This window comes from Massilia sp. Bi118, assembly GCF_918697865.1.
Classification (GTDB): domain Bacteria; phylum Pseudomonadota; class Gammaproteobacteria; order Burkholderiales; family Burkholderiaceae_D; genus Telluria.
The window spans coordinates 137,000-155,720 of record NZ_CAKKMV010000013.1 but is presented as its reverse complement, the minus strand read 5'-3'; the positions used below and the strand labels follow the sequence as shown (position 1 = coordinate 155,720).

Here is an 18,721-nt window from a genome sequence, read left to right as displayed (position 1 = left end):
GGACATGACGACCGGGCAGGACCAGGAGGAAAAGAAAAGCGGCTCGCTGAAGGTGATCTATGCGGCCATCGTCGCCAATCTCGGCATCGCCGTCAGCAAATTCATCGTCGCCGCCATCACGGGCAGCGCCGCCATGATGGCCGAGGGCATCCACTCGGCGGTGGATACCGGCAACGAATTGCTGCTCCTGCTCGGAGAGCACAACAGCGCCAAGCCGGCCGACGCCAAGCATCCTTTCGGCTACGGCAAGGAAATGTATTTCTGGGCCCTGATCGTGGCAATGTCCGTCTTTTCGCTTGGCGGTGGCCTCTCGATCTACCATGGCTATGAAGCATTGCGACATCCCGAACCCCTGACCGACCCTAGGTGGAACTATGTCGTGCTGGGTGTTTCCGCCCTGTTCGAAGGCTATAGCTGGAACCTCTCCCGCAAAACGCTCAACGAACGACGAAAGCCGGGCGCCTCGCTCTGGCAGACCATGCGCGCCAGCAAGGATGCGTCGGTGTTTACCGTGTTCATCGAAGACTCGGCTGCGCTGATCGGCCTGCTCATCGCCGGACTCGGGATCGCCATCGGCCATGCACTCGACAACCCCTACATCGATCCGGTCGCGTCGATCTTGATCGGCCTGCTGCTGGTGGGCGCCGCCTTTACGCTGGCGCGGGAAACCGGCGACCTGCTGGTCGGCGAAAGCATCAGCCCCGAGGCCATTCGAAAAGTACGCAGCGTGTTCGAGCGCGACCCGGACATCCAGGAAGTCGGCAACCTGCAAAGCATGCAACTGGGCCCAGACGAGGTACTGTTGACGGCCGCCGTCAAGTTCCGTCGGGGCATGCGCATCGACGAGGTGGAGGACGTGATCGACCGGCTCGAGAAATCGGTGGCGGCGCTCTACCCCTCGATCAAGCAAATCTATTTCGAATCGGGCGCACTGCGCTCGGCGATGGCCTGACAAGGCCGCTGGACTCATCTTGTATGCCTCCGTGGACGATGGCGATGCTTGGAATAATGCTATCACGGCCATGGCCGCGTCACGCCAGCCGGCTTGTCACGCGTGCTAGAATGAAGCCGTGAAATCCATCCTCCGATCGCTCGTGGTCTGCTTCCTGATGCTGGCGCTGCCCTTCCAGGCATTCGCTTCGGCAAGCATGCTGCCGCGCGTCGTGAACGCATCGCTGGCTGCACACGCGGCGCCGGCTACGGAACTGCCGCCCTGCCACCAGCAGATGGCGAAGGATCACATTGCCAAGGCTTCTTCCATGCACGATGGTGACGCCGGCCAGCACGACAAGGGCAAGTGCGGCGCCTGCGCCGCCTGCTGCGTCGGCGCGGCGATGGCTTCCAGCCTGCCTGCTGGACTGGCGCTTGCGCCGCCTTCCACCACCCCGATTCCCTTCCGCGCCGGGCATCTGCCCAGCGTCGATCCCGTCCTGCCCGAACGGCCTCCCAGCACCCTCCTCGCCTGATACCGCGCGCCGTCGCCTTCCGGCTGACGGCTGACATCACGCTTGATTCAAAGAGGAATCCATGAAGATCCAATACCCATTGGCGCGCGCCGCCGCCTGCCTGCTGCTGGCCGTGTCCAGCGTTCACGTCCACGCCCAGCAAGCGGCCGATCCACAAGCATCCGTACCCGCCACCAGCTACCAGTCTCCCCTGGCCAAGCCTGCCGAGGCCGCGCCTGCGTCGACGCCCGACGCCAGCTGGGTCAAGAGCAACCAGACCGTCGCCGCCACCAACTCGATGGCGCTGACCATGAAACCGATGGCCAGCCAGGCCGCCGATCCGCATGCGGGCCACGCCATGCACGATCACGCGGCCATGCAGGGCATGAACATGGACAAGAAGGACAGCCCGGCCATGTGCGCGCCCGGCGGCGACAAGGACAAGGGGATGCAATGCATGTCCAGCGACAAGTCGGGCCAGGACAAGATGTCCTGCTGCGGCGCCGGTTGCGAGTCCTGCTGCTGCAAGGACAAGATGAAAAAGGCCAAGGAGGCGCCATGAAGCTGAAGACGCTGGGCGCGCCGCTGGCGCTGGCCGTGCTGGCCGGCTGCACGACGGCGGCGCCGGATGGCGGCTTCTCTTCTGTCGCCGCCAGCGCACGCGAACGCATCGGCGCCGAACCCCGCCTCGCACGCGACGATGCCGCCGCGGGCGAACTGGCGCGGCAGGTAGAAGCCACGCTGGCGCAGCCGCTGGGCATGGACGATGCCGTCAAGGTCGCGGTGCTGGCCAACCCTGGCCTGCAGGCCAGCTACTGGAAGGTAGGCATCGCCCGGGCCGACCTGGCCCAGGCCGGGCGGCTGCCGAATCCGGTGCTCGCCTACAAGCATTTATCGAACGCCGGCGACCTCGCCATCGAGCGCACCTTCACCATGAACCTGGTGCAGTTGCTGACACTGCCGCTGGCGTCCCGCCTCGAGGCCCGGCGCTTCGAGCAGGTCAAACTGGAAGTCGCGCGCGAGATCGAGCAGCATGCGCGCGACACCCGCCTGGCCTGGGTCGATGCGGTGGCGGCCGGACAGGCGCAGGACTACGCGCGCCAGGTGGACGCCGCCGCCGAGGCCAGCGCCGAACTGGCCGGACGCATGGCGAAGACCGGCAACATGAGCCAGCTCGACCTGTCGCGCGAACAGCTCTATCACCTTGAAACCCAGGCCGCGCTGGCCCGCGCCGGCAAGCAGGCCGTGGCCGCGCGCGAGAAGCTCACGCGCCTGCTCGGCCTGTGGGGCAAGGATGCGCAATACAGCCTGCCCGGGCACCTGCCCGAGCTGCCTGCCTCGCCGGCGCAATTGCGGGACATCGAACGCATCGCCATCGAACAGCGCCTCGACGTGCAGGCCGCGAAGCTGGATGCGCAAGCCACCGCCGCGAATCTGGGGCTGACGAAGACGACGCGCTTCGTCAACGTGCTCGATCTCGGCTACGTGAACGAGACCACGACCGGTGCGCCGAGCGCGCGCGGCTACGAGCTCACGCTGGAACTGCCCCTGTTCGACTGGGGCGGCGCGCGGGTCGCGCGGGCCGAGGGCGTCTACATGCAGGCCGTGCAGCGCGTGGCCCAGGCAGCCGTGACGGCGCGCAGCGAGGCGCGCGAAAGCTATCTCGATTACCGCTCGGCCTACGACCTGGCCGCCCACTACCGCGACCGCATCATCCCGCTGCGCAAGCGGATCTCGAAGGAGGTCCTGCTGCGCTATAACGGCATGCTGATGTCGACCCAGGAACTGCTCGCCGATTCGCGCGAGCAGGCCGGCGCGGTATCCGGCTACATCGAGGCATTGAAGGAATTCTGGACCGCGCATGCGCAGCTGGAGGCGGCGCTCGGCGTGCGCCTCGGCGCGCAACACGGCAGGCACCAGGACCAGGAACGCAAGGAACACAAGGAACACGCAGAATGACATCGCGCAGGAATTTCATCACCGGAGCCGGTGCGGGCGCCGCCATGCTTGGCGCCTCGCTGGTCGGCAAGGCGGCCGCCGCCGCCATCCCCGAAGCCCCGGTCCAGAGCTCGGCCGGCACCGCGCCGCCGCTGGTGCCGCCGAACGGCCGCCCCTACAACCCGGTCGTCACCTTGAACGGCTGGACCCTGCCCTGGCGCATGAAGGACGGCGTCAAGGAATTCCACCTGGTCGCCGAGCCCGTGGTGCGCGAGATCGCGCCCGGCATGAAGGCGAATTTGTGGGGCTACAACGGCCAGAGTCCAGGTCCGACCATCGAGGTGGTCGAGGGCGACCGCGTGCGCATCTTCGTCACGAATAAACTGCCGGAAGCGACCAGCGTCCACTGGCACGGCCAGTTGCTGCCGAACGGGATGGACGGCGTGGCGGGCCTGACGCAGCCGCGCATCGAACCTGGCAAGACTTATGTGTACGAGTTCGTCGCGCGCTACGCCGGCACCTTCATGTACCACCCGCACGCCGACGAGATGGCGCAGATCGGCATGGGCATGATGGGTTCCTGGGTGACCCACCCGAAGGACCCGCGCCAGCATGCGGTGGACCGCGACTTCGTGTTCCTGCTGAACGCCTACGACATCGATCCGGGCAGCTACACGCCGAACGTCAACACGATGCTGGAACAGAATATCTGGACCATCAACAGCCGCGCCTTCCCCGGCACGGACCCGATGGTGGTGAGGAAAGACGACCGCGTGCGCATCCGCATCGGCAACCTGTCGATGACCAACCACCCCTTCCACATCCACGGCCACCGCTTCGAGATCACGGGCACCGACGGCGGCTGGATCCCGCCCGCCGCGCGCTGGCCGGAAGTCACCGTCGACATCGGCGTGGGCCAGATGCGGGCCATCGAATTCATCGCCGACGCGCCGGGCGACTGGGCCTTCCATTGCCACAAATCCCACCACACGATGAATGCGATGGGCCACGGCGTGCCGAACCTGATCGGCGTCGACCACAGCGGCGTGGCCAGGAAGATCAACGACCTGGTGCCCGGCTACATGGTGATGGGCGAAAAAGGCGGCTCCATGGGCGGCATGCGCATGCCCCTGCCCGAAAACACCCTGCCAATGATGGACGGCAAAGGCCCCTTCGGCGAGATCGAAATGGGCGGCATGTTCACGATGATCAAGGTGCGCGAAGGCCTGGCGCGCGGCGATTTCCGCGATCCGGGCTGGTACAGGCACCCGCAGGGCACGGTGGCTCAGGCGTGGGCCGGCGCGACGCCGGAGCTGGTCCGCGCCCCGGCGACGGCGGCGGCGCCCGGGGAGCCGGTGGCCACGGTCAAGCGCGGCGGCGGCCACGGCGGGCATTAGCCTTCGGCATATCCGAAGGCTGGGGCCGGAATTGCCGGATTGCGGACAAGGCACCCGGCCCCTATGATCGGCACATGAATGCGATGATCATGACCTTTTCTGCAGGAATGGTGGCCGGGGCGATGAATGCGCTGGCCGGTGGCGGTTCCTTCGTCAGCCTGCCGGCGCTGATCGCGGCCGGCGTGCCTCCGGTACAGGCGAACACTTCCAGCACGGTGGCCCTGTTCCCGGGCGGGCTGGCCAGCGCCTGGGCCTACCGCGACGGCGCCAGCTCCGTCGGCGCCGTGCCGATGCGCGCCCTGCTGGCGGCCACCCTGTGCGGCGGCCTGGTGGGCGCCCTCCTGCTGCTGCGGACCTCGTCGGCGGCCTTTACCTTCGTGCTGCCCTGGCTGCTGCTGGTGGCCTCCCTGGCGCTCGCCTTCGGCCGGCGCATCGGCGAGGCGCTGCGCGCACGCTGGCACATCCACGCCCATGCGGTGCTGGCGGTGCAGTTCGGGCTTGGGATCTACGGCGGCTATTTCGGCGGCGCGGTCGGGATCATGATGATCGCGGTGTGGGGGCTGCTGGACAACAGCGATATAAAACGACTGAACGCGCCGCGCACCTTGCTGGTCAGCGCGGCGAACGCGGTGGCGGTGCTGGCCTTCATCGTGGCCGGCGCGGTGCGCTGGCCGGAAACCCTGGCCATGCTGGCGGGCGCCGTCATCGGCGGCTACGGCGGCGCGCACCTCGGCAAGCGCGCGCCGGCGAACGTGATCCGCGCGTTGACGCTATGCGCCACCGCCTGCATCACACTGGTATTCTTCCTGAAGACGTACGCGCCCACGCTATTGCAACACTGAGTCCATGCGAGGTAGCCATGCTCGAGGCACTGGCAGCAACGATAGGCACGCTGGCGATCCTGGCAAGCATCGCCGCGAAGTTCTTCCTGTACTCGGCCGACAGCGGCGAGACCGCGGCCGCCGGCGCCCGTGCGGCGCCTAGCGCTTGCGCAGGGCCGCGATCTGCTTGCGCAGGTCCGCGTTCTCGGCTTCCAGGCTGTCGCGCGCCGTCCTGGCGCCGACCAGTTCCATCTCGGCCGCCAGCCGCGCGTCCGACAGCGTCGCATTCTGCGTCACGCCTTTCTCGACCTGGGTCCGCAAGTCCGCCAGCTGGGCATCCTTGCCCTCGATCGCCAGCTGGTCCTTGGCCTTGCCGACCAGGGCATCCATCGCCACCTGCCTGGCGTTACGCAGCTCGGCGTTGAGGCGCTCGATCTCCTCGTCGCGCTCGGCCAGGCTGGCCAGCGCCTCGTCGCGCGCCGCACTGGCCTCGTCGAGCTGCGCCTGCACCGCATCGCGCTCGCCCTCCAGCGCATCGCCGGCTTCGCGCAGCGCTTCCAGCTCTTCCTCGTGCCGCGCCAGCGCCGCACGCGTGCCGGTGCCGGCTTCCTCGGCGAATTGCTGGGCCCAGCGCGCCAGCTCGGCGACCAGGTTCGGCGGCAGCTCGGCCTTTGGCGGCTCGGGCGGGGTCTCGTGTTCGGCGCGCCACTGCGCCAGATGGCGCGAAATGGCGGCGGCCGAACCGCCGCCGAGGGCGTCGCGCACCGAATCGATGCTTACCGGCGTACCGCCGTCCTGCAGCTTGCTGGCCGCCGCCGCTACGTCTTCGAAATTCATGGATGGGCTACCCGTTTGTCGAAGGCCGTATCATACGCCACGCACGCCTCACTCATATCCGGAAGTCGTCGAGCGACTTGCCTTTCGTGAGCCCCTCGGCGATCCACTTCGGCTGGCGCCCGCGGCCGGTCCAGGTCTGCGACTCGTCGGCCGGGTTGCGGAAACGCGCCTGGCCTGCCTGGCCCGTTTGGCCATTCGCGCCCTTCTTGGCGCCGCCCTTCCTGCCGCCGCCTTCGCCGGACAGCAGCGCCGACACCGGCACCCCCATGTCCTGGGCAATCGCGAGGATCTGCTCGCGCGCCTTCTTGACCTCGTCCTGCTGGCGGGACTTGATCTCCTTCTCGATATCGAATTGCAGGCCCTTGAGCTCGGCGAGGTTGTAGTTCGACAGGTCGGTCTTTGCCATGTGCGCGCCTTTCAAGTTTCGGATTGTTTATTTGGCATTCTTGGCGATTCTACATGAGTGGAGAATTGCTGCCGCACCGGTCAGGCGCGCGCACTGACCGGATAGCCGGCCGCGTCGATCGCCTTCGCGATCCTGTCCAGGTCGGCCGCACTGTCAATTTTGACCTTCCTGGTCGGCAGGTCGATATCGACTTTCGCCTGCTGGTCGATCTCCTGCACCGCCTTGGTCACGCGGCCCACGCAGTGTTTGCAAGTCATGTCTTCCACGGTCAATTCATACATCGTCCTTACTCCTTCGTTTGAAACAGGGGTTGAAAAAGAGGCCGGCGTCCAGCGCCGCAGCAGCAGCGCATTCGTCACCACGCTCACGGAACTGAGCGCCATCGCCGCGCCGGCCAGCACGGGATTGAGCAGGCCCAGCGCCGCGACCGGGATGCCGACCACGTTGTAGACGAAGGCCCAGCCCAGGTTCTGGCGGATCTTGCGGTAGGTCGCCGAAGATATCGCAATGGCGTCCGCCACCAGTTGCGGATCGCCGCGCATCAACGTGATGCCGGCCGTGTGCATGGCGACGTCGGTGCCGCCGGCCATGGCGATGCCGACGTCGGCCGCGGCCAGGGCCGGGGCGTCGTTGATGCCGTCGCCGACCATCGCCACCTTGCCCGCGCCGGCGTCCGCCATCCGTTCGCGCACGGCGGCGGCCTTGTCGGCCGGGAGGACCTCGGCCAGGTAGCGCTGCAGGCCCAGTTCGCGCGCCACCAGCGCCGCCGCGCCGGGGTTGTCGCCGGTCAGCATGACGGTTTCGACGCCCATCGCTTGCAGGCGCGCCACCGCCGCCGCGCTGGTCGGCTTCAGGCGGTCGCCGAAGGCCAGCAGGCCCTCGACGCGAAGTGCGCCGCCCTCTTCCACGGCCAGCCAGGACACGGTGCGTCCATCGCGTTCGTGCCGGCGCGCGGCGTCTTCCCAGGCGTCCGCCGTTGTGCCGATCTCCCGCATCAGGCGGCGGTTACCAAGATACACGTTCGCGGTTCCGACCCGCGCCCGCACGCCGCGGCCCGGCAAGGCGGCGGCATCGCGCGCGGCCGGCGGCTGTGACAGGCCGCGTTCCTGCGCCGCCTGCGCCACCGCCTTGGCCAGCGGGTGCTCGCTGTACTGCTGCACGGCCCAGGCCAGCGGCAACAGCGACTCGCCGCCCTCGTGCGCCACCACGCGCGGCTTGCCTTCGGTGAGCGTGCCGGTCTTGTCGAAGACGACTGTGCGCAGCGCGTGCGCCGTCTCCAGCGCTTCCGCGTCCTTGATTAGGATGCCGTGGCGCGCGGCGACGCCGGTGCCGACCATGATGCCGGTCGGCGTCGCCAGGCCCAGCGCGCAGGGACATGCGATCACCTGCACCGCCACCGCGTTCAGCAAGGCTTGCTGCCAGTCGCCGGTGGCCAGGCCCCAGCCGAGCAGCGTGATCACGGAGATCAGCAGCACCGCCGGCACGAACACGGCGCTCACGCGGTCGACCAGGCGCTGGATCGGCGCCTTGACCGCCTGCGCATCCTCGACCATGCGGATGATATGGGCCAGCATGGTGTCCGCGCCAACCTTGGTAGCTTCCACCAGCAACAGGCCCTCGCCATTCACCGCGCCGCCCAGCACAGGCTCGCCGGCGCCGCGCGCCACCGGCAGGCTTTCGCCGGTCAGCAGGGATTCGTCCAGGTGGCTGCTGCCTTCGAGGACACGACCATCGGCAGGTACGCGCTCGCCCGGCCGCACCACCATCAGGTCGCCGCTGCGCAGGTCGGCCAGCGCCAGCTCGATATCGCGGCCGTCGCGCCGCACCAGGGCGCTGTCGGGCCGCAGGGATTCGAGGGCGCGGATCGCTGCCACGGTCTGGTGCTTCGCGCGGCCTTCCAGCCACTTCCCGAGCAGGACCAGGGTGATGACCACTGCCGAGGATTCGAAATACAGGTGCGGCAGCCGGTGACCGGCCGGCGCGCTAAACAGCTGATATACCGACAGGGCGTAGGCCGCCGAGGTGCCGATCGCCACCAGCAGGTCCATGTTGCCCGAGCCGGCGCGCAGCGCCTTCCAGCCGGCGCGGTAGAAGCGCGCGCCCAGCCAGAACTGGACCGGGGTCGCCAGCAGCAGCTGGATCCAGCCCGGCAGCATCATGCCGTGGGCGGCATCCGTGCCGAACAGCTGGCCGAACATCGGCAGCACCAGCGGCAGGCTGAAGATGGCGGCGGTGGCCACCGGCCACCACGAAGGCAGCGCGGACGAGCGCGGCGCGGCGCGCGGCTCCCCTCGCTGCACCGGCGCCGCCTCGTAGCCGGCCTGCACCACCGCGGCGACGATGGCGGCCGCGTCCAGCGCCGGGCCGTGCACGGTCGCCTGCTCGGTGGCCAGGTTGACGCTGGCGTCGGTCACGCCTGGGACCTTCTTCAACGCCTTTTCGACGCGCGTCACGCAGGACGCGCAGGTCATGCCTTGTACCGCGAGCTGCAGCCCGGCGGCGGAATCCTTGGTATTCATCGATTACTCCTGTCAGTCAACGACAGGATAATCCTTCCCACGGTGGGAAGGTCAAGCGTCCGCTTCGAACGGTGCCGAGGGGGGCGCCAGCGGCGGCATGGGCCGCAGGTCGTAGACCATGTCGGCGCGGTCGCCGGCCGCCGCCGCGGTGATCAGGAAGCTGTCGCGGCCGAGCCGCTGCGGGCCGGCGGCCAGGCGCACGGGCCGCAGTTCGCTGCGCGCCAGCACCAGCACCACTTCGTAGCTGAGGGTTGGCGCGGCGAACAGGCCGAGCATGGTGCGCAGGGCGCGCGCCCCGTCCGCGTGCGGCAGGAAGCGCTCGAACTGGGCGCGGCGCAGCGGCCCGATGCGCACGCGCACGCGCAGGTCCGGACGCCAGCAGCGCTCGCCCAGCACCGCTGCCTGGCCGAGGATCGCGCCGGGATTCGCTGCCGCGCCGCCGAGCCGGGACTGCTCTTCCCGTGACAGCGCATCCCAGAAGCCGATCCCCTCTTCCAACGCAATCGGCACGCCGAAATGGTGCGACAGCACCCGCGCCAGCACCACGGCGGACGCCGGGCGCTGCCTGAGCACCCCGACATAGCGCGCCAGCGTGGCATCGTCGACCGCCTCATGCGGCGAGCCCGGACTGAAGCCGGCGAGCGCCAGCAGCAGCGGCAGAAAAGCGTCGCTGCCGTCGGCGCCCGTCACCGAATGCTCGACCCGGTACTTGCGCCAGGCGCCGTAGAACAGGGCCAGCATGCGCGTGGTGAAGATGTCGAGGAAGGCGCGCGGCGCGTCGGCCAGTTCATCGTCCGGCTGCCCCGCTTCCCAGGCGGCGATGCGCTCGGTCACGTGTCCGGGCAGCGCACCGTGGGCGCCCAGCAGACCCATGAAGGTGGGGGTCAGGTGGAATTGCGGCGGCAGCCCGTCGAGCGCGAGGGAGGGTGCGATCGCCTCGACCTGGCCGGCCGGGAAGCCCAGCGCCAGGCTGTTACGGAAGCGCAGGTGGCGTTCCAGCGCGCGCCGCGGCGGCACGCCCTGCTCGCCCAGCCACAGCAGCAGCAGCCGCACCGCCTGGAAGAATTCGAAGCGCTGCGGCTCGGCCAGCAGCCGGTCTATCAGCCCAGCGGCCGGCTGCTGTAGCGGGGTTCGCATGCAAGGAGTTCCTGGCCGGTCTGGCGCGACACGACCTGCAGCCGCGTAAAACAGTTGAGCTGTCCGTTCAGCGCAAAATAATGGTCGAGCACCCGCGCGAACACGAACAGGCTGCCGCCGGCAAAGGCTTCCTCGTCCACCGTCAGACGGATGGCTATGCCCGGCATCAGGGTCGAGACCGGCGCGGTCCGTACCCAGGCCCGCACCGCGCCGTGCTCCAGGCCCCGGATGCCGGCGATCAGGCGCTGCGCCGCCGGCGAGTGCGGCAGGTCGTACAGCGCCAGCATCTTGCGGAAGTCGTCGAGGCCGGCCATGGTCAGGCTGGTATGGCTGAGCGACAGATGGGTGATCAGGCGCCAGTGCGCGCCGCGCGCGCTGCCGAAGCGGTAGCTGGGGCTGGGTTTGCGCAGCATGCGGATCGGCGCCACGCCGGACAGCTCGTCGGTGCGCAGGTCGCCATGCGGGTCGCCGTAGCGCAGCTGGGCCGGCAGGTCGCGGTTGGTGCAGGTCAGCGTGGTCGACAAAGTCGCGCCGGCGCTGTCGGTGGTGCGGAAGTCGGCGTCGATCAGGGCGATGCGCATCTCGTGCCCAGGGCTGACGGCCGCCACCGCATGGTCGCGCCGCGTGATCCAGTAGTGATTGCCTTCCCGTGCTTCGCCGCCGTCCGCAGCGCCGTTCGCGGCATACAGGGGCACGAAGCGGGTGACGCTGCTCGATCCCTGCCCTTCACGCACCAGGCGCACGGCGTCGACGCTGTGGATCTCATAGTCTGCCGCGTGCGCGCCGTCGGCCAGCAGCGGATAGTCGGCGCTGGTATAGGACAGCTGCAGCGGCGCGCCGGCTTTCGGGAACAGGTTGATGACCGGAGTGCAGGACGTCAGCAGGTTGCCCGGCTTGAGCCCGCCCAGCAGGCGCGCCGGGTCCGAGTCGACGGGCAAGCCGTTCAGCACCACGTGCAGGGTGAAGCTGGTGCAGCGCGGCGGCAGCAGCGCGCGCAGGGCCGCCGTGTCGAGGTCGATGAAGTGGAATTTCTCGGGATAGCAGAAGTACTCGCTCAGCAGGCGCAAGGCCGGATGGGCGCGCGCCGGGAACGGGATCATCGCATCGTCTTCCCCGAAGCCGGCCAACGCCAGCGGAAAGTCTGGCAGCGGCAGCCAGGCCGCCTCGTCCCCGGCCTGGACGTAAGCACAGGCGCCGCGCAGGAAGATCGCGTCGATCAGGGCCGCGCGCATGGAGGCTTCGCCGTCGACGAACAGGCGCAGACGCGCCGGCAGCACCTCGGCCAGCGGCCGCGGGCCGGGCGTGTCGATGCTGATGCCGATGCTGCTCCCGGCGCCGCGCGGCAGGCGCAGCGAGCGCGGGCTACTCGCCAGCGCGGCGAACTGCAGCCCGGCCACGCGCAGCGGCGCCAGCAGCACGTCGTAGACGGTGCGGAACAGGATCACGCTGTCGTGGCGGGCGCTGGTCCGCAGCATGGTCCCGCGCGGCATCAGTACGGGGGCGTCCGGCAGTTCGGCGTCGCCGTGGCCGCCCACCTGCACGATGGTGTGCGAAGGCATGGGCCGCAGATAGTGCGGGTACAGGCTTTCCAGCAGCGATTCGGTGAACTTCGGGTAGTCGTCGTCTAGGCGCTTGCGGACCCTGGCGCTCATCAGGGCCACCGACTGGATCAGCCGCGCCACGCTCGGGTCTTCGTAGGTCTCGCCGGCCAGGTGCAGCTCGCTGGCCGGCTTCGGATAACGGGCGCGGAATTCGCGCGCGAACTGTCCGAACAGGCCCAACTCTTCCTCGTAGTAGCGCAGTAGCTCGTCCATCCAAAGATAGTCCCATCCACGCTGCAAACGTATCTTGAGTACAATCAACATGGACCATTTACCCAAGGGGGAACAAGCATGGCTGACCTGAGCAATTTTCCTATCACCCGCAAGTGGCCCGCGCAGCATCCCGAGCGCCTGCAACTGTATTCGCTGCCCACGCCGAACGGCGTCAAGGCCGCGATCATGCTGGAAGAAACCGGCCTGCCCTACGAGGTGCACCGCGTCGATTTCGGCACGAACGACCAGCTCTCGCCCGAGTTTCTGTCGCTGAACCCGAACAACAAGATCCCGGCCATCATCGACCCGGACGGCCCCGGCGGCCAGCCGCTGCCGCTGTGGGAATCGGGCGCGATCCTGCTCTACCTCGCCGAGAAGACCGGCAAGCTGCTCCCAAGCGACCCGGCGCTGCGCTACCAGACCATCCAGTGGCTGATGTTCCAGATGGGCGGCCTGGGGCCGATGTTCGGCCAACTCGGTTTCTTCCACAAGTTCGCCGGCAAGGACTACGAGGACAAGCGCCCGCGCGACCGCTACGTGGCCGAGTCGAAGCGCCTGCTGGCGGTGCTGGACAGGCACCTGGAAGGCCGCAGCTGGATCATGGGCGATGAGTACACGATCGCGGACATCGCTACCTTCCCCTGGGTGAACAACCTGGTCGGCTTCTATGGCGCGGGCGAGCTGGTGGGCTACCAGGATTTCAGGAACGTGACGCGCGTGGTGCAGGCCTTCGTGGCGCGGCCGGCTGTCGCGCGAGGATTGCAGATCCCCCCGGCCCCGGCGCCTTAAGCTCCCAGAGTCCGCAGGTCGGCCACCACCTCATCCCCGAAGGACTTGCCGAGCAGGTAGTCGACCAGCTGCTCGGCGCATTCGTCCGGGTCGACCAGGCTGCCGGTTTCCTTCAGGTCGACGAAGCGCTGGCGCAGCGGGAAATTCTCTTCCGGCGTGGCGCGGATCTCGGCCTGCATGCCGGTGTCGATGGTGCCCGGAGCCAGGCTGCAGATCTGCACGTCCTGGCCGCCGTCCAGCACCACGGCGCGCGCATGGTGGTCGAGTGCTGCCTTGGTGGCGCAATAGACGCTCCAGCCGGGGTACGGATGGCGCCCGGCGCCGCTGGAGATGTGCAGGATGCGCGTCAAGCCGCCGTCGCTGGCGCGTACCACGGCGGCCGCCAGCGCCATCGGCGCCGCCACGTTCAGGGTCACGGCGCGCAGCACCGCCCGCGGGTCCTGCTCCTCGAGGGGGCCGACCGGGGCCACCATGCCCGCATTGTTGAGCAGAAGAACGGCGCCGGTCCCGTCCAGGTAGTCGGTCAGGGCGTTCCCGCCTAGCCAGTCGATCAGCGCCGGACCGTCCGCCAGGTCCAGTTCGACCTCCTCGAACAGCTCGGGCCAGGATTGCGCCAGTCCGTCGGAACGGGTGCGGGCCAGGCCCAGCACCGGCACCCCGCGCGCCAGCAGGTTACGGGCCAGGGCAGCGCCCAGGCCCTTGGTATGGCCGGTTACGATCGCTTTCATGTCCTTCTCCATCCCATTGCCGCGCAGGGCATCGACATGCATGTTATCGCAAGCAGGCGCGCACGATAAAGTCAAACGTGCTGCCGTCGCACCCTTGCCTCTGCTCCAGTTCGCTCCGCCATGGCAGAATCGGTCATCGCACCGCCGGATTCACCGCAAGGAGGAGCATGAAAATTCCTGATATTCCCGTCGACGAAGCACGCCGCCTGACCGCCCTGCACGCCACCCGCCTGCTCGGTAGTCCTCCCGAGGAAGCCTTCGACCGCATCACGCGCATGGCCGCACGCCTGCTGAACGCGCCCACCGCCCTGGTCTCGCTGGTCGACAAGGATGTCCAGTGGTTCAAGTCGCGCTGCGGCCTGGAGGCCGCCGAGACTGCGCGCGACATCTCCTTTTGCGGCCACGCGATCCTCAAGCACGATCCGCTGGTGGTCGGCGACGCCACCCAGGATCCCCGTTTTCACGACAACCCCCTGGTGACCGGCGAGCCGCATATCCGCTTCTACGCCGGTGTTCCCCTGTACTCGGTCGACCGCATGGCGCTCGGCACCCTCTGCGTGCTCGATACCGAGCCGCGCCAGCTGGGCGCCGAGGAACTCGACCTGCTGCGCGACCTCGCGCGCATGGTCGAACAGCTGATCCACCACCGCCAGCTGGCCACCGCGGCCCAGGCCCTGTACTCGCACGTGCTGCTGGACGCCGCCAACCCGGAGCTGAGCGCGGCCGCCGGCCAGGTCGAGTTCCTGCTGAACCACGACCAGCTGACCGGGCTGTCGAACCGCCAGGCGCTGGTGCGCACCATCGGCGCCGGCATCGAGGAATGGCGCAGGCGGGACACGCCGACCCTCGTCGCCTCGATCAACCTCGACAAGTTCAAGCGCCTGAACGAAGCCCTCGGCCACCATGCCGGCGACCAGGCCCTGGTCTCGATCACCTGGAGCCTGCAGGGCGTGCTGCGGCCGGAAGACCTGCTGGCGCGGGCCGGCAACGACGAATTCGTGGTGCTGCTGCCCGGCCTCGGCGACGACAGCGTGGCGCGCGACCGCCTGCGCCAGATCATGCAGGCGGTGCACCGCGAGTTCAAGAACCCGGGCGGCGGCGCGATCCCGCTCACCTGCAGCATCGGCTATGCGATCTACCCGCAGGACGGCGACAACGCCGACGTCCTGATGAACAACGCCGCCATGGCCTCCCGCCGCGCCAAACTGATGGGCGGCGGCCAGATCCAGCACTTCTCCGAGGAGCTGAAGGCTGCCTTCAACCGCAAGCTGACCATGGAAAGCCAGCTGCGCGCCGCGCTCGACCACAAGGAGCTGTTCCTGATGTACCAGCCGAAGATCGCGCTGAAGGACGGCTCGGTGGCCGGGCTGGAAGTGCTGCTGCGCTGGCGCCACCCGCAGCATGGCGTGGTTTCGCCGGTGGAGTTCATTCCGGTGGCCGAGGAGGCCGGGCTGATCGTCGAGATCGGCGAATGGGTGCTGAAAAGCGCCGTCGACCAGTGCCGCGCCTGGCGCGCCGACGGCGTGCCGACGGTGCCGGTGGCCGTCAACCTGTCGGCCCGCCAGTTCCACCGCACCGACATCGTCGGCTGCGTGGCCGCCGTGGTGCGCGACGCCGGGCTGGCGCCGGGCGACCTCGAACTGGAGCTCACCGAAAGCATGTCGGTGCAATGCCCCGAGCGCAGCGCCGGCCTGATGGCAAGTCTGCGCGAACTCGGCTGCACCATCAGCATCGACGATTTCGGCACTGGCTACTCCAGCCTCAGCTACCTGAAGCGGCTGCCGGTCGACAAGCTCAAGATCGACCGCTCCTTCGTGCAGGACATGCACCAGAGCGCCGAATCGATGGCGATGGTGAAGGCCATCATCGCCATGGCCCACGGCCTGCGGCTAGAGGTGATCGCCGAGGGCGTCGAGTTGCAGGAGCAGCTGGAAGGCCTGCGCGCGGCCGGCTGCGACCAGATCCAGGGCTATTATTACAGCAAACCGCTGAGTCCCGAGGACTGCGCCGGCTACCTGCGCGAACATGCCGCGCCGCAGGCGCCCTCGGATCAGGGGTAGCGCACCGGCCGCCCCAGCGTATCCGGCAGCGGGATGAACTCGGTCTCGCCCGGCACTTTCGGGAAGCGCATCTCACGCCAGTCTTCCTTGGCCTGCTCGATGCGCTCGGCCGAGCTGGAGACGAAATTCCATGTCAGGTAACGCGGGCCGTCCATCGGCTCGCCGCCCAGCAGCATCACACGGGCGCCTTTTCCATTCGCGGCGGCCAGGGTGACGGCCGCGCCGGGCTTCAGCACCAGCAGCTGGCCGGGACCGAAGCTGCCGTCGCGGCCGAGGTCCAGCGTGCCTTCCACCACATAGATCGCCTGCTCGCCGTACTCGGCCGGCATGGGCAGGCGCGCGCCCGGCTGCAGCGCCAGGTCGACGTAGAACATCGGCGACTCGACCGGCACCGGGGCGCGCTTGCCGAAGTATTCGCCGGCGATGATGCGGGCCGTGGCGCCCTCGCCTTCGAGCACCGGCAACCGGTCGGCGGCGATGTGCGAGAAGCTCGGATCCTTTTCTTCCTTGGCCTTCGGCAGCGCCACCCAGCATTGCAGGCCGTGCAGGGTCGAGCCGTTGGCGCGCACCAGCGGACCGGTGCGTTCGGAGTGGACGATGCCCTTCCCTGCCGTCATCCAGTTGACGGCGCCGGGACGGATGTCCTGCACGGTGCCGAGGCTGTCGCGGTGCGAGATCTCGCCTTCCAGCAGATAGGTCACGGTGGACAGGCCGATGTGCGGGTGCGGACGGACGTCGATGCCGGTGCCGGCGTTGAACACGTGGGGCCCCATCTGGTCGAGGAAGACGAAGGGACCGACCATGCGGCGGTCCTTGTGCGGCAGCGCGCGCCGGACTTCGAAGCCGCCGCCCAGGTCATGGGTGCGCGGGACCACGATGGTTTCCAGCATGCTCTCTTCGTCGTGTTGGTCGAGTTCCATTTAAACTGCCTCCGTGGTGATCTGGATCTGCCCGGACAGGGTCTTGTGGACCGGGCACTTGTTGGCGATGTCCGTCAGGCGCTGCTTTTCTTCTTCGCTCAAGGCGCCGAGGTAGCGGATGCTGCGGTGCAGGGCGTAGGCCGCGCCTTCCTGGCCGTGCCTGATACTGACCTGCACCTCGTCAAGTAGCCAGCCCTTGCGTTTGGCGTACAGGTTGACCGTCAGCGTGGTGCAGGCCGCCAGCGCGGCCGCCAGCAGGTCGTGCGGTTCCGGGCCGCTGCCCTCGCCGCCGAATTCCGGCGCCACGTCGGTCAGGAGCCGGTGCGGCCCGATCTCGATTACCTGTTGCAGCGGTCCCTGGCCGCGGTGGGTCGTCACTTCCATGTCGGTCTCCCTGTTATTTGAACGATTGTACGTGATGGCTTGTTAAACCGTGCGTGGGCGCAGGATGGTGGTGCCGGCCTTGGCCTGCACGCGCTGGCGCTCGCGCTGTTGCTCGACCTCGAAGATCACCAGCATCGCGCCCAGGATCGCCACGTTTTTCAGGAAGTGGTTCAACTGGTTCTGGAACTCGGCCGCGCCGGCGCTCCAGAAGCCGTGGAAGATCAGGGTGACCGGCACCAGGAACAGGGCCAGGCCGAGGCTGGCCCAGCGCGCCTGGAAGCCGGTGATCAGGGCCAGGCCGCCGCCGACTTCCAGTAGGATGGTCGCGGCCAACAGCAGGCTGGCGAAAGGCAGGCCCATGCTGCCCATCCAGCCGGCCACATAAGAGAAGCCGAGGATCTTGTTGATGCCCGAGACGACGAACAGGGCGCCAAGCAGAGCGCGGCCGACGGGGTAGAGTTTGCTGGTGTTCATGATGTTCTCCTTCAGTTGGGTTGTCGATGGAGTTCATTATGTAGGCCCCGAGAACTGAAGAAAAACGAGTTATTTGACCGTCTATCATCGAAATTTTCGATCAGACGTAAGCCAGCAAACGTCCGCAGGCGATCACCGCTAGCCACAGCAGCAAGGAGAGCACGGCGTGGGCCCGCGCCCGTGGCGGCGCCCGTTCCTGCCAGCGGTCCGCCGCGCGGTAGGGTCCGCCATGAAAGGCCAGCGCATTCAGCCCGGCCACGGCGATCAGCACCAGTTTCAGCAGGAAGACGCGGTTGGCCGCCAGGTCAGGCGCCTCGGCGGCGAACAGCAGCAGGCCGGTGGGCAGCACCAGCAGCGTGCTGCCCGCCGACCAGGGCAGCAGGTGGCGCGCCAGCGCCCGTACCGGCAGCTCGCGCCCCAGGCCGAGCACGCGCAGGTCGAACATCGCTACCGCCCCGACCAGCACGGCAAAGCCGGCAATGTGGGCGATCTCCACGGCCGGATACAGCCAGGCGTTGGCGCGCATGGCCAGCGCCGGCGGCGTCGCGGCCAGCCAGTTCGCCCAGTCGGCCGCATTCGGCGCGCCGGCCGGGTGGCCAGGGACGAGCATCAGCGCAGCTCGGTGGTCTTGTTGGCGATGGTGATGCGTTCCGCGCGCATCTCATCGGGCTTGGTCCGGTGCGGATAACCGTAGACATTGGCCGTGCCGCCGACCGCCAGCATCTCCTTCGACAGCCCACGGCTTTCCATGCGGCCCGGCGGCGCCAGCACCACGGTCCAGGTCTTGCCGCCGCTCTTCAGGCGAACCCAGCCGTGGGGCTGGACATAGCCCGCTTCCTGGATGGTACCGCTGAGCTGCAGCGGCTTGTCGGCGTTGTATTCGCTCCAGCCGTGGTGGGCGGAAGCGGTGGCGGCCGCGGCGAAGGCGGCGAACAGGAACCAGCGTTTCATGTGGACTCCTTCGACATCGGATCGAGGCGATTCTACGCCGCCGGATGGGGGCGCACGACTGCCATCCTTTCGCCGCGATCAAGGCCCTTTCCTCGCGGCCG

At 68.3% G+C, this 18,721-nt stretch carries 19 protein-coding genes; 8 read left to right on the top strand and 11 right to left on the bottom strand.

The genetic code is table 11. The features are described 5' to 3' along the window. Nucleotides 1-4 precede the first annotated feature (4 nt). From LQV39_RS19475 to LQV39_RS19450, 6 genes are all read left to right on the top strand, one after another. Entirely contained in the window at nt 5-952 is a 948-nt protein-coding gene (locus LQV39_RS19475; RefSeq protein WP_230027796.1) for a cation diffusion facilitator family transporter, read from the top strand. A gap of 118 nt (nt 953-1,070) precedes the next feature. Continuing rightward, complete coding sequence (locus LQV39_RS19470; RefSeq protein WP_230027795.1) at nt 1,071-1,466, top strand: hypothetical protein; 396 nt, start codon at nt 1,071-1,073, stop codon at nt 1,464-1,466. Between the two features lie 61 nt (nt 1,467-1,527). After that, a complete protein-coding gene (locus LQV39_RS19465; RefSeq protein ID WP_230027794.1) occupies nt 1,528-2,007 on the top strand; it encodes a hypothetical protein in 480 nt (159 codons plus the stop codon). After that, nucleotides 2,004-3,404 (top strand): TolC family protein, encoded by a 1,401-nt coding sequence (locus LQV39_RS19460; RefSeq protein WP_230027793.1) that lies wholly within the window; start codon nt 2,004-2,006, stop codon nt 3,402-3,404. Before LQV39_RS19465 ends, LQV39_RS19460 begins: the two co-directional genes overlap by 4 nt. Next, complete coding sequence (locus LQV39_RS19455) at nt 3,401-4,780, top strand: multicopper oxidase family protein (protein ID WP_230027792.1); 1,380 nt, start codon at nt 3,401-3,403, stop codon at nt 4,778-4,780. The genes LQV39_RS19460 and LQV39_RS19455 overlap by 4 nt, the downstream gene beginning before the upstream one ends. Before the next feature lie 74 nt (nt 4,781-4,854). Further along, on the top strand, nt 4,855-5,622 hold the full coding sequence (locus LQV39_RS19450) for a sulfite exporter TauE/SafE family protein (RefSeq protein WP_230027791.1): 768 nt from the start codon (nt 4,855-4,857) through the stop codon (nt 5,620-5,622). A gap of 138 nt (nt 5,623-5,760) precedes the next feature. Here LQV39_RS19450 and LQV39_RS19445 read toward each other — a convergent pair whose 3' ends face one another. From LQV39_RS19445 to tssF, 5 genes are all read right to left on the bottom strand, one after another. Continuing rightward, a complete protein-coding gene (locus tag LQV39_RS19445) occupies nt 5,761-6,438 on the bottom strand; it encodes a DNA-binding protein (RefSeq protein ID WP_230027790.1) in 678 nt (225 codons plus the stop codon). A gap of 52 nt (nt 6,439-6,490) precedes the next feature. Then, a complete protein-coding gene (locus tag LQV39_RS19440) occupies nt 6,491-6,844 on the bottom strand; it encodes an H-NS family nucleoid-associated regulatory protein (RefSeq protein ID WP_230027789.1) in 354 nt (117 codons plus the stop codon). 80 nt (nt 6,845-6,924) lie between these two features. Continuing rightward, a complete protein-coding gene (locus tag LQV39_RS19435) occupies nt 6,925-9,363 on the bottom strand; it encodes a heavy metal translocating P-type ATPase (protein WP_230027788.1) in 2,439 nt (812 codons plus the stop codon). A gap of 51 nt (nt 9,364-9,414) precedes the next feature. Beyond that, nucleotides 9,415-10,500, bottom strand: a complete 1,086-nt coding sequence (gene tssG, locus LQV39_RS19430) for a type VI secretion system baseplate subunit TssG (protein WP_230027787.1) — start codon at nt 10,498-10,500, stop codon at nt 9,415-9,417. After that, nucleotides 10,464-12,314, bottom strand: coding sequence for a type VI secretion system baseplate subunit TssF (gene tssF / locus LQV39_RS19425; protein WP_230027786.1), 1,851 nt, complete (start codon nt 12,312-12,314; stop codon nt 10,464-10,466). Before tssF ends, tssG begins: the two co-directional genes overlap by 37 nt. 78 nt (nt 12,315-12,392) lie before the next feature. On the opposite strand from tssF, the gene LQV39_RS19420 reads away from it, so the two are divergent. After that, on the top strand, nt 12,393-13,103 hold the full coding sequence (locus LQV39_RS19420; RefSeq protein WP_230027785.1) for a glutathione S-transferase N-terminal domain-containing protein: 711 nt from the start codon (nt 12,393-12,395) through the stop codon (nt 13,101-13,103). Here the strand turns inward: LQV39_RS19420 and LQV39_RS19415 are convergent. Further along, on the bottom strand, nt 13,100-13,831 hold the full coding sequence (locus LQV39_RS19415) for an SDR family oxidoreductase (RefSeq protein ID WP_230027784.1): 732 nt from the start codon (nt 13,829-13,831) through the stop codon (nt 13,100-13,102). The genes LQV39_RS19420 and LQV39_RS19415 overlap by 4 nt on opposite strands. Nucleotides 13,832-13,998: 167 nt before the next feature. Here LQV39_RS19415 and LQV39_RS19410 point away from each other — a divergent pair, with 167 nt between their 5' ends. Further along, the gene (locus LQV39_RS19410; RefSeq protein ID WP_230027783.1) at nt 13,999-15,891 is read left to right on the top strand and encodes a bifunctional diguanylate cyclase/phosphodiesterase; all 1,893 of its coding nucleotides are present in this window, start codon (nt 13,999-14,001) and stop codon (nt 15,889-15,891) included. Here LQV39_RS19410 and LQV39_RS19405 read toward each other — a convergent pair. The 5 genes from LQV39_RS19405 to LQV39_RS19385 all read right to left on the bottom strand — a co-directional run bounded on the left by LQV39_RS19405 (nt 15,882) and on the right by LQV39_RS19385 (nt 18,620). Continuing rightward, nucleotides 15,882-16,811, bottom strand: coding sequence for a pirin family protein (locus LQV39_RS19405; RefSeq protein WP_230027782.1), 930 nt, complete (start codon nt 16,809-16,811; stop codon nt 15,882-15,884). The two genes, LQV39_RS19410 and LQV39_RS19405, sit on opposite strands and share 10 nt — an antisense overlap. Continuing rightward, nucleotides 16,812-17,195 (bottom strand): OsmC family protein, encoded by a 384-nt coding sequence (locus LQV39_RS19400; protein WP_230027781.1) that lies wholly within the window; start codon nt 17,193-17,195, stop codon nt 16,812-16,814. 42 nt (nt 17,196-17,237) lie between these two features. Continuing rightward, the gene (locus tag LQV39_RS19395; protein WP_230027780.1) at nt 17,238-17,669 is read right to left on the bottom strand and encodes a DoxX family protein; all 432 of its coding nucleotides are present in this window, start codon (nt 17,667-17,669) and stop codon (nt 17,238-17,240) included. 100 nt (nt 17,670-17,769) lie between these two features. Continuing rightward, nucleotides 17,770-18,279, bottom strand: a complete 510-nt coding sequence (locus LQV39_RS19390; RefSeq protein ID WP_230027779.1) for a DUF6644 family protein — start codon at nt 18,277-18,279, stop codon at nt 17,770-17,772. Beyond that, nucleotides 18,279-18,620 carry a DUF6152 family protein gene (locus LQV39_RS19385; RefSeq protein WP_230027778.1) on the bottom strand — a complete coding sequence of 114 codons (342 nt, stop codon included), beginning with the start codon at nt 18,618-18,620 and terminating at the stop codon, nt 18,279-18,281. The genes LQV39_RS19390 and LQV39_RS19385 overlap by 1 nt, the downstream gene beginning before the upstream one ends. Nucleotides 18,621-18,721: the final 101 nt, after the last annotated feature.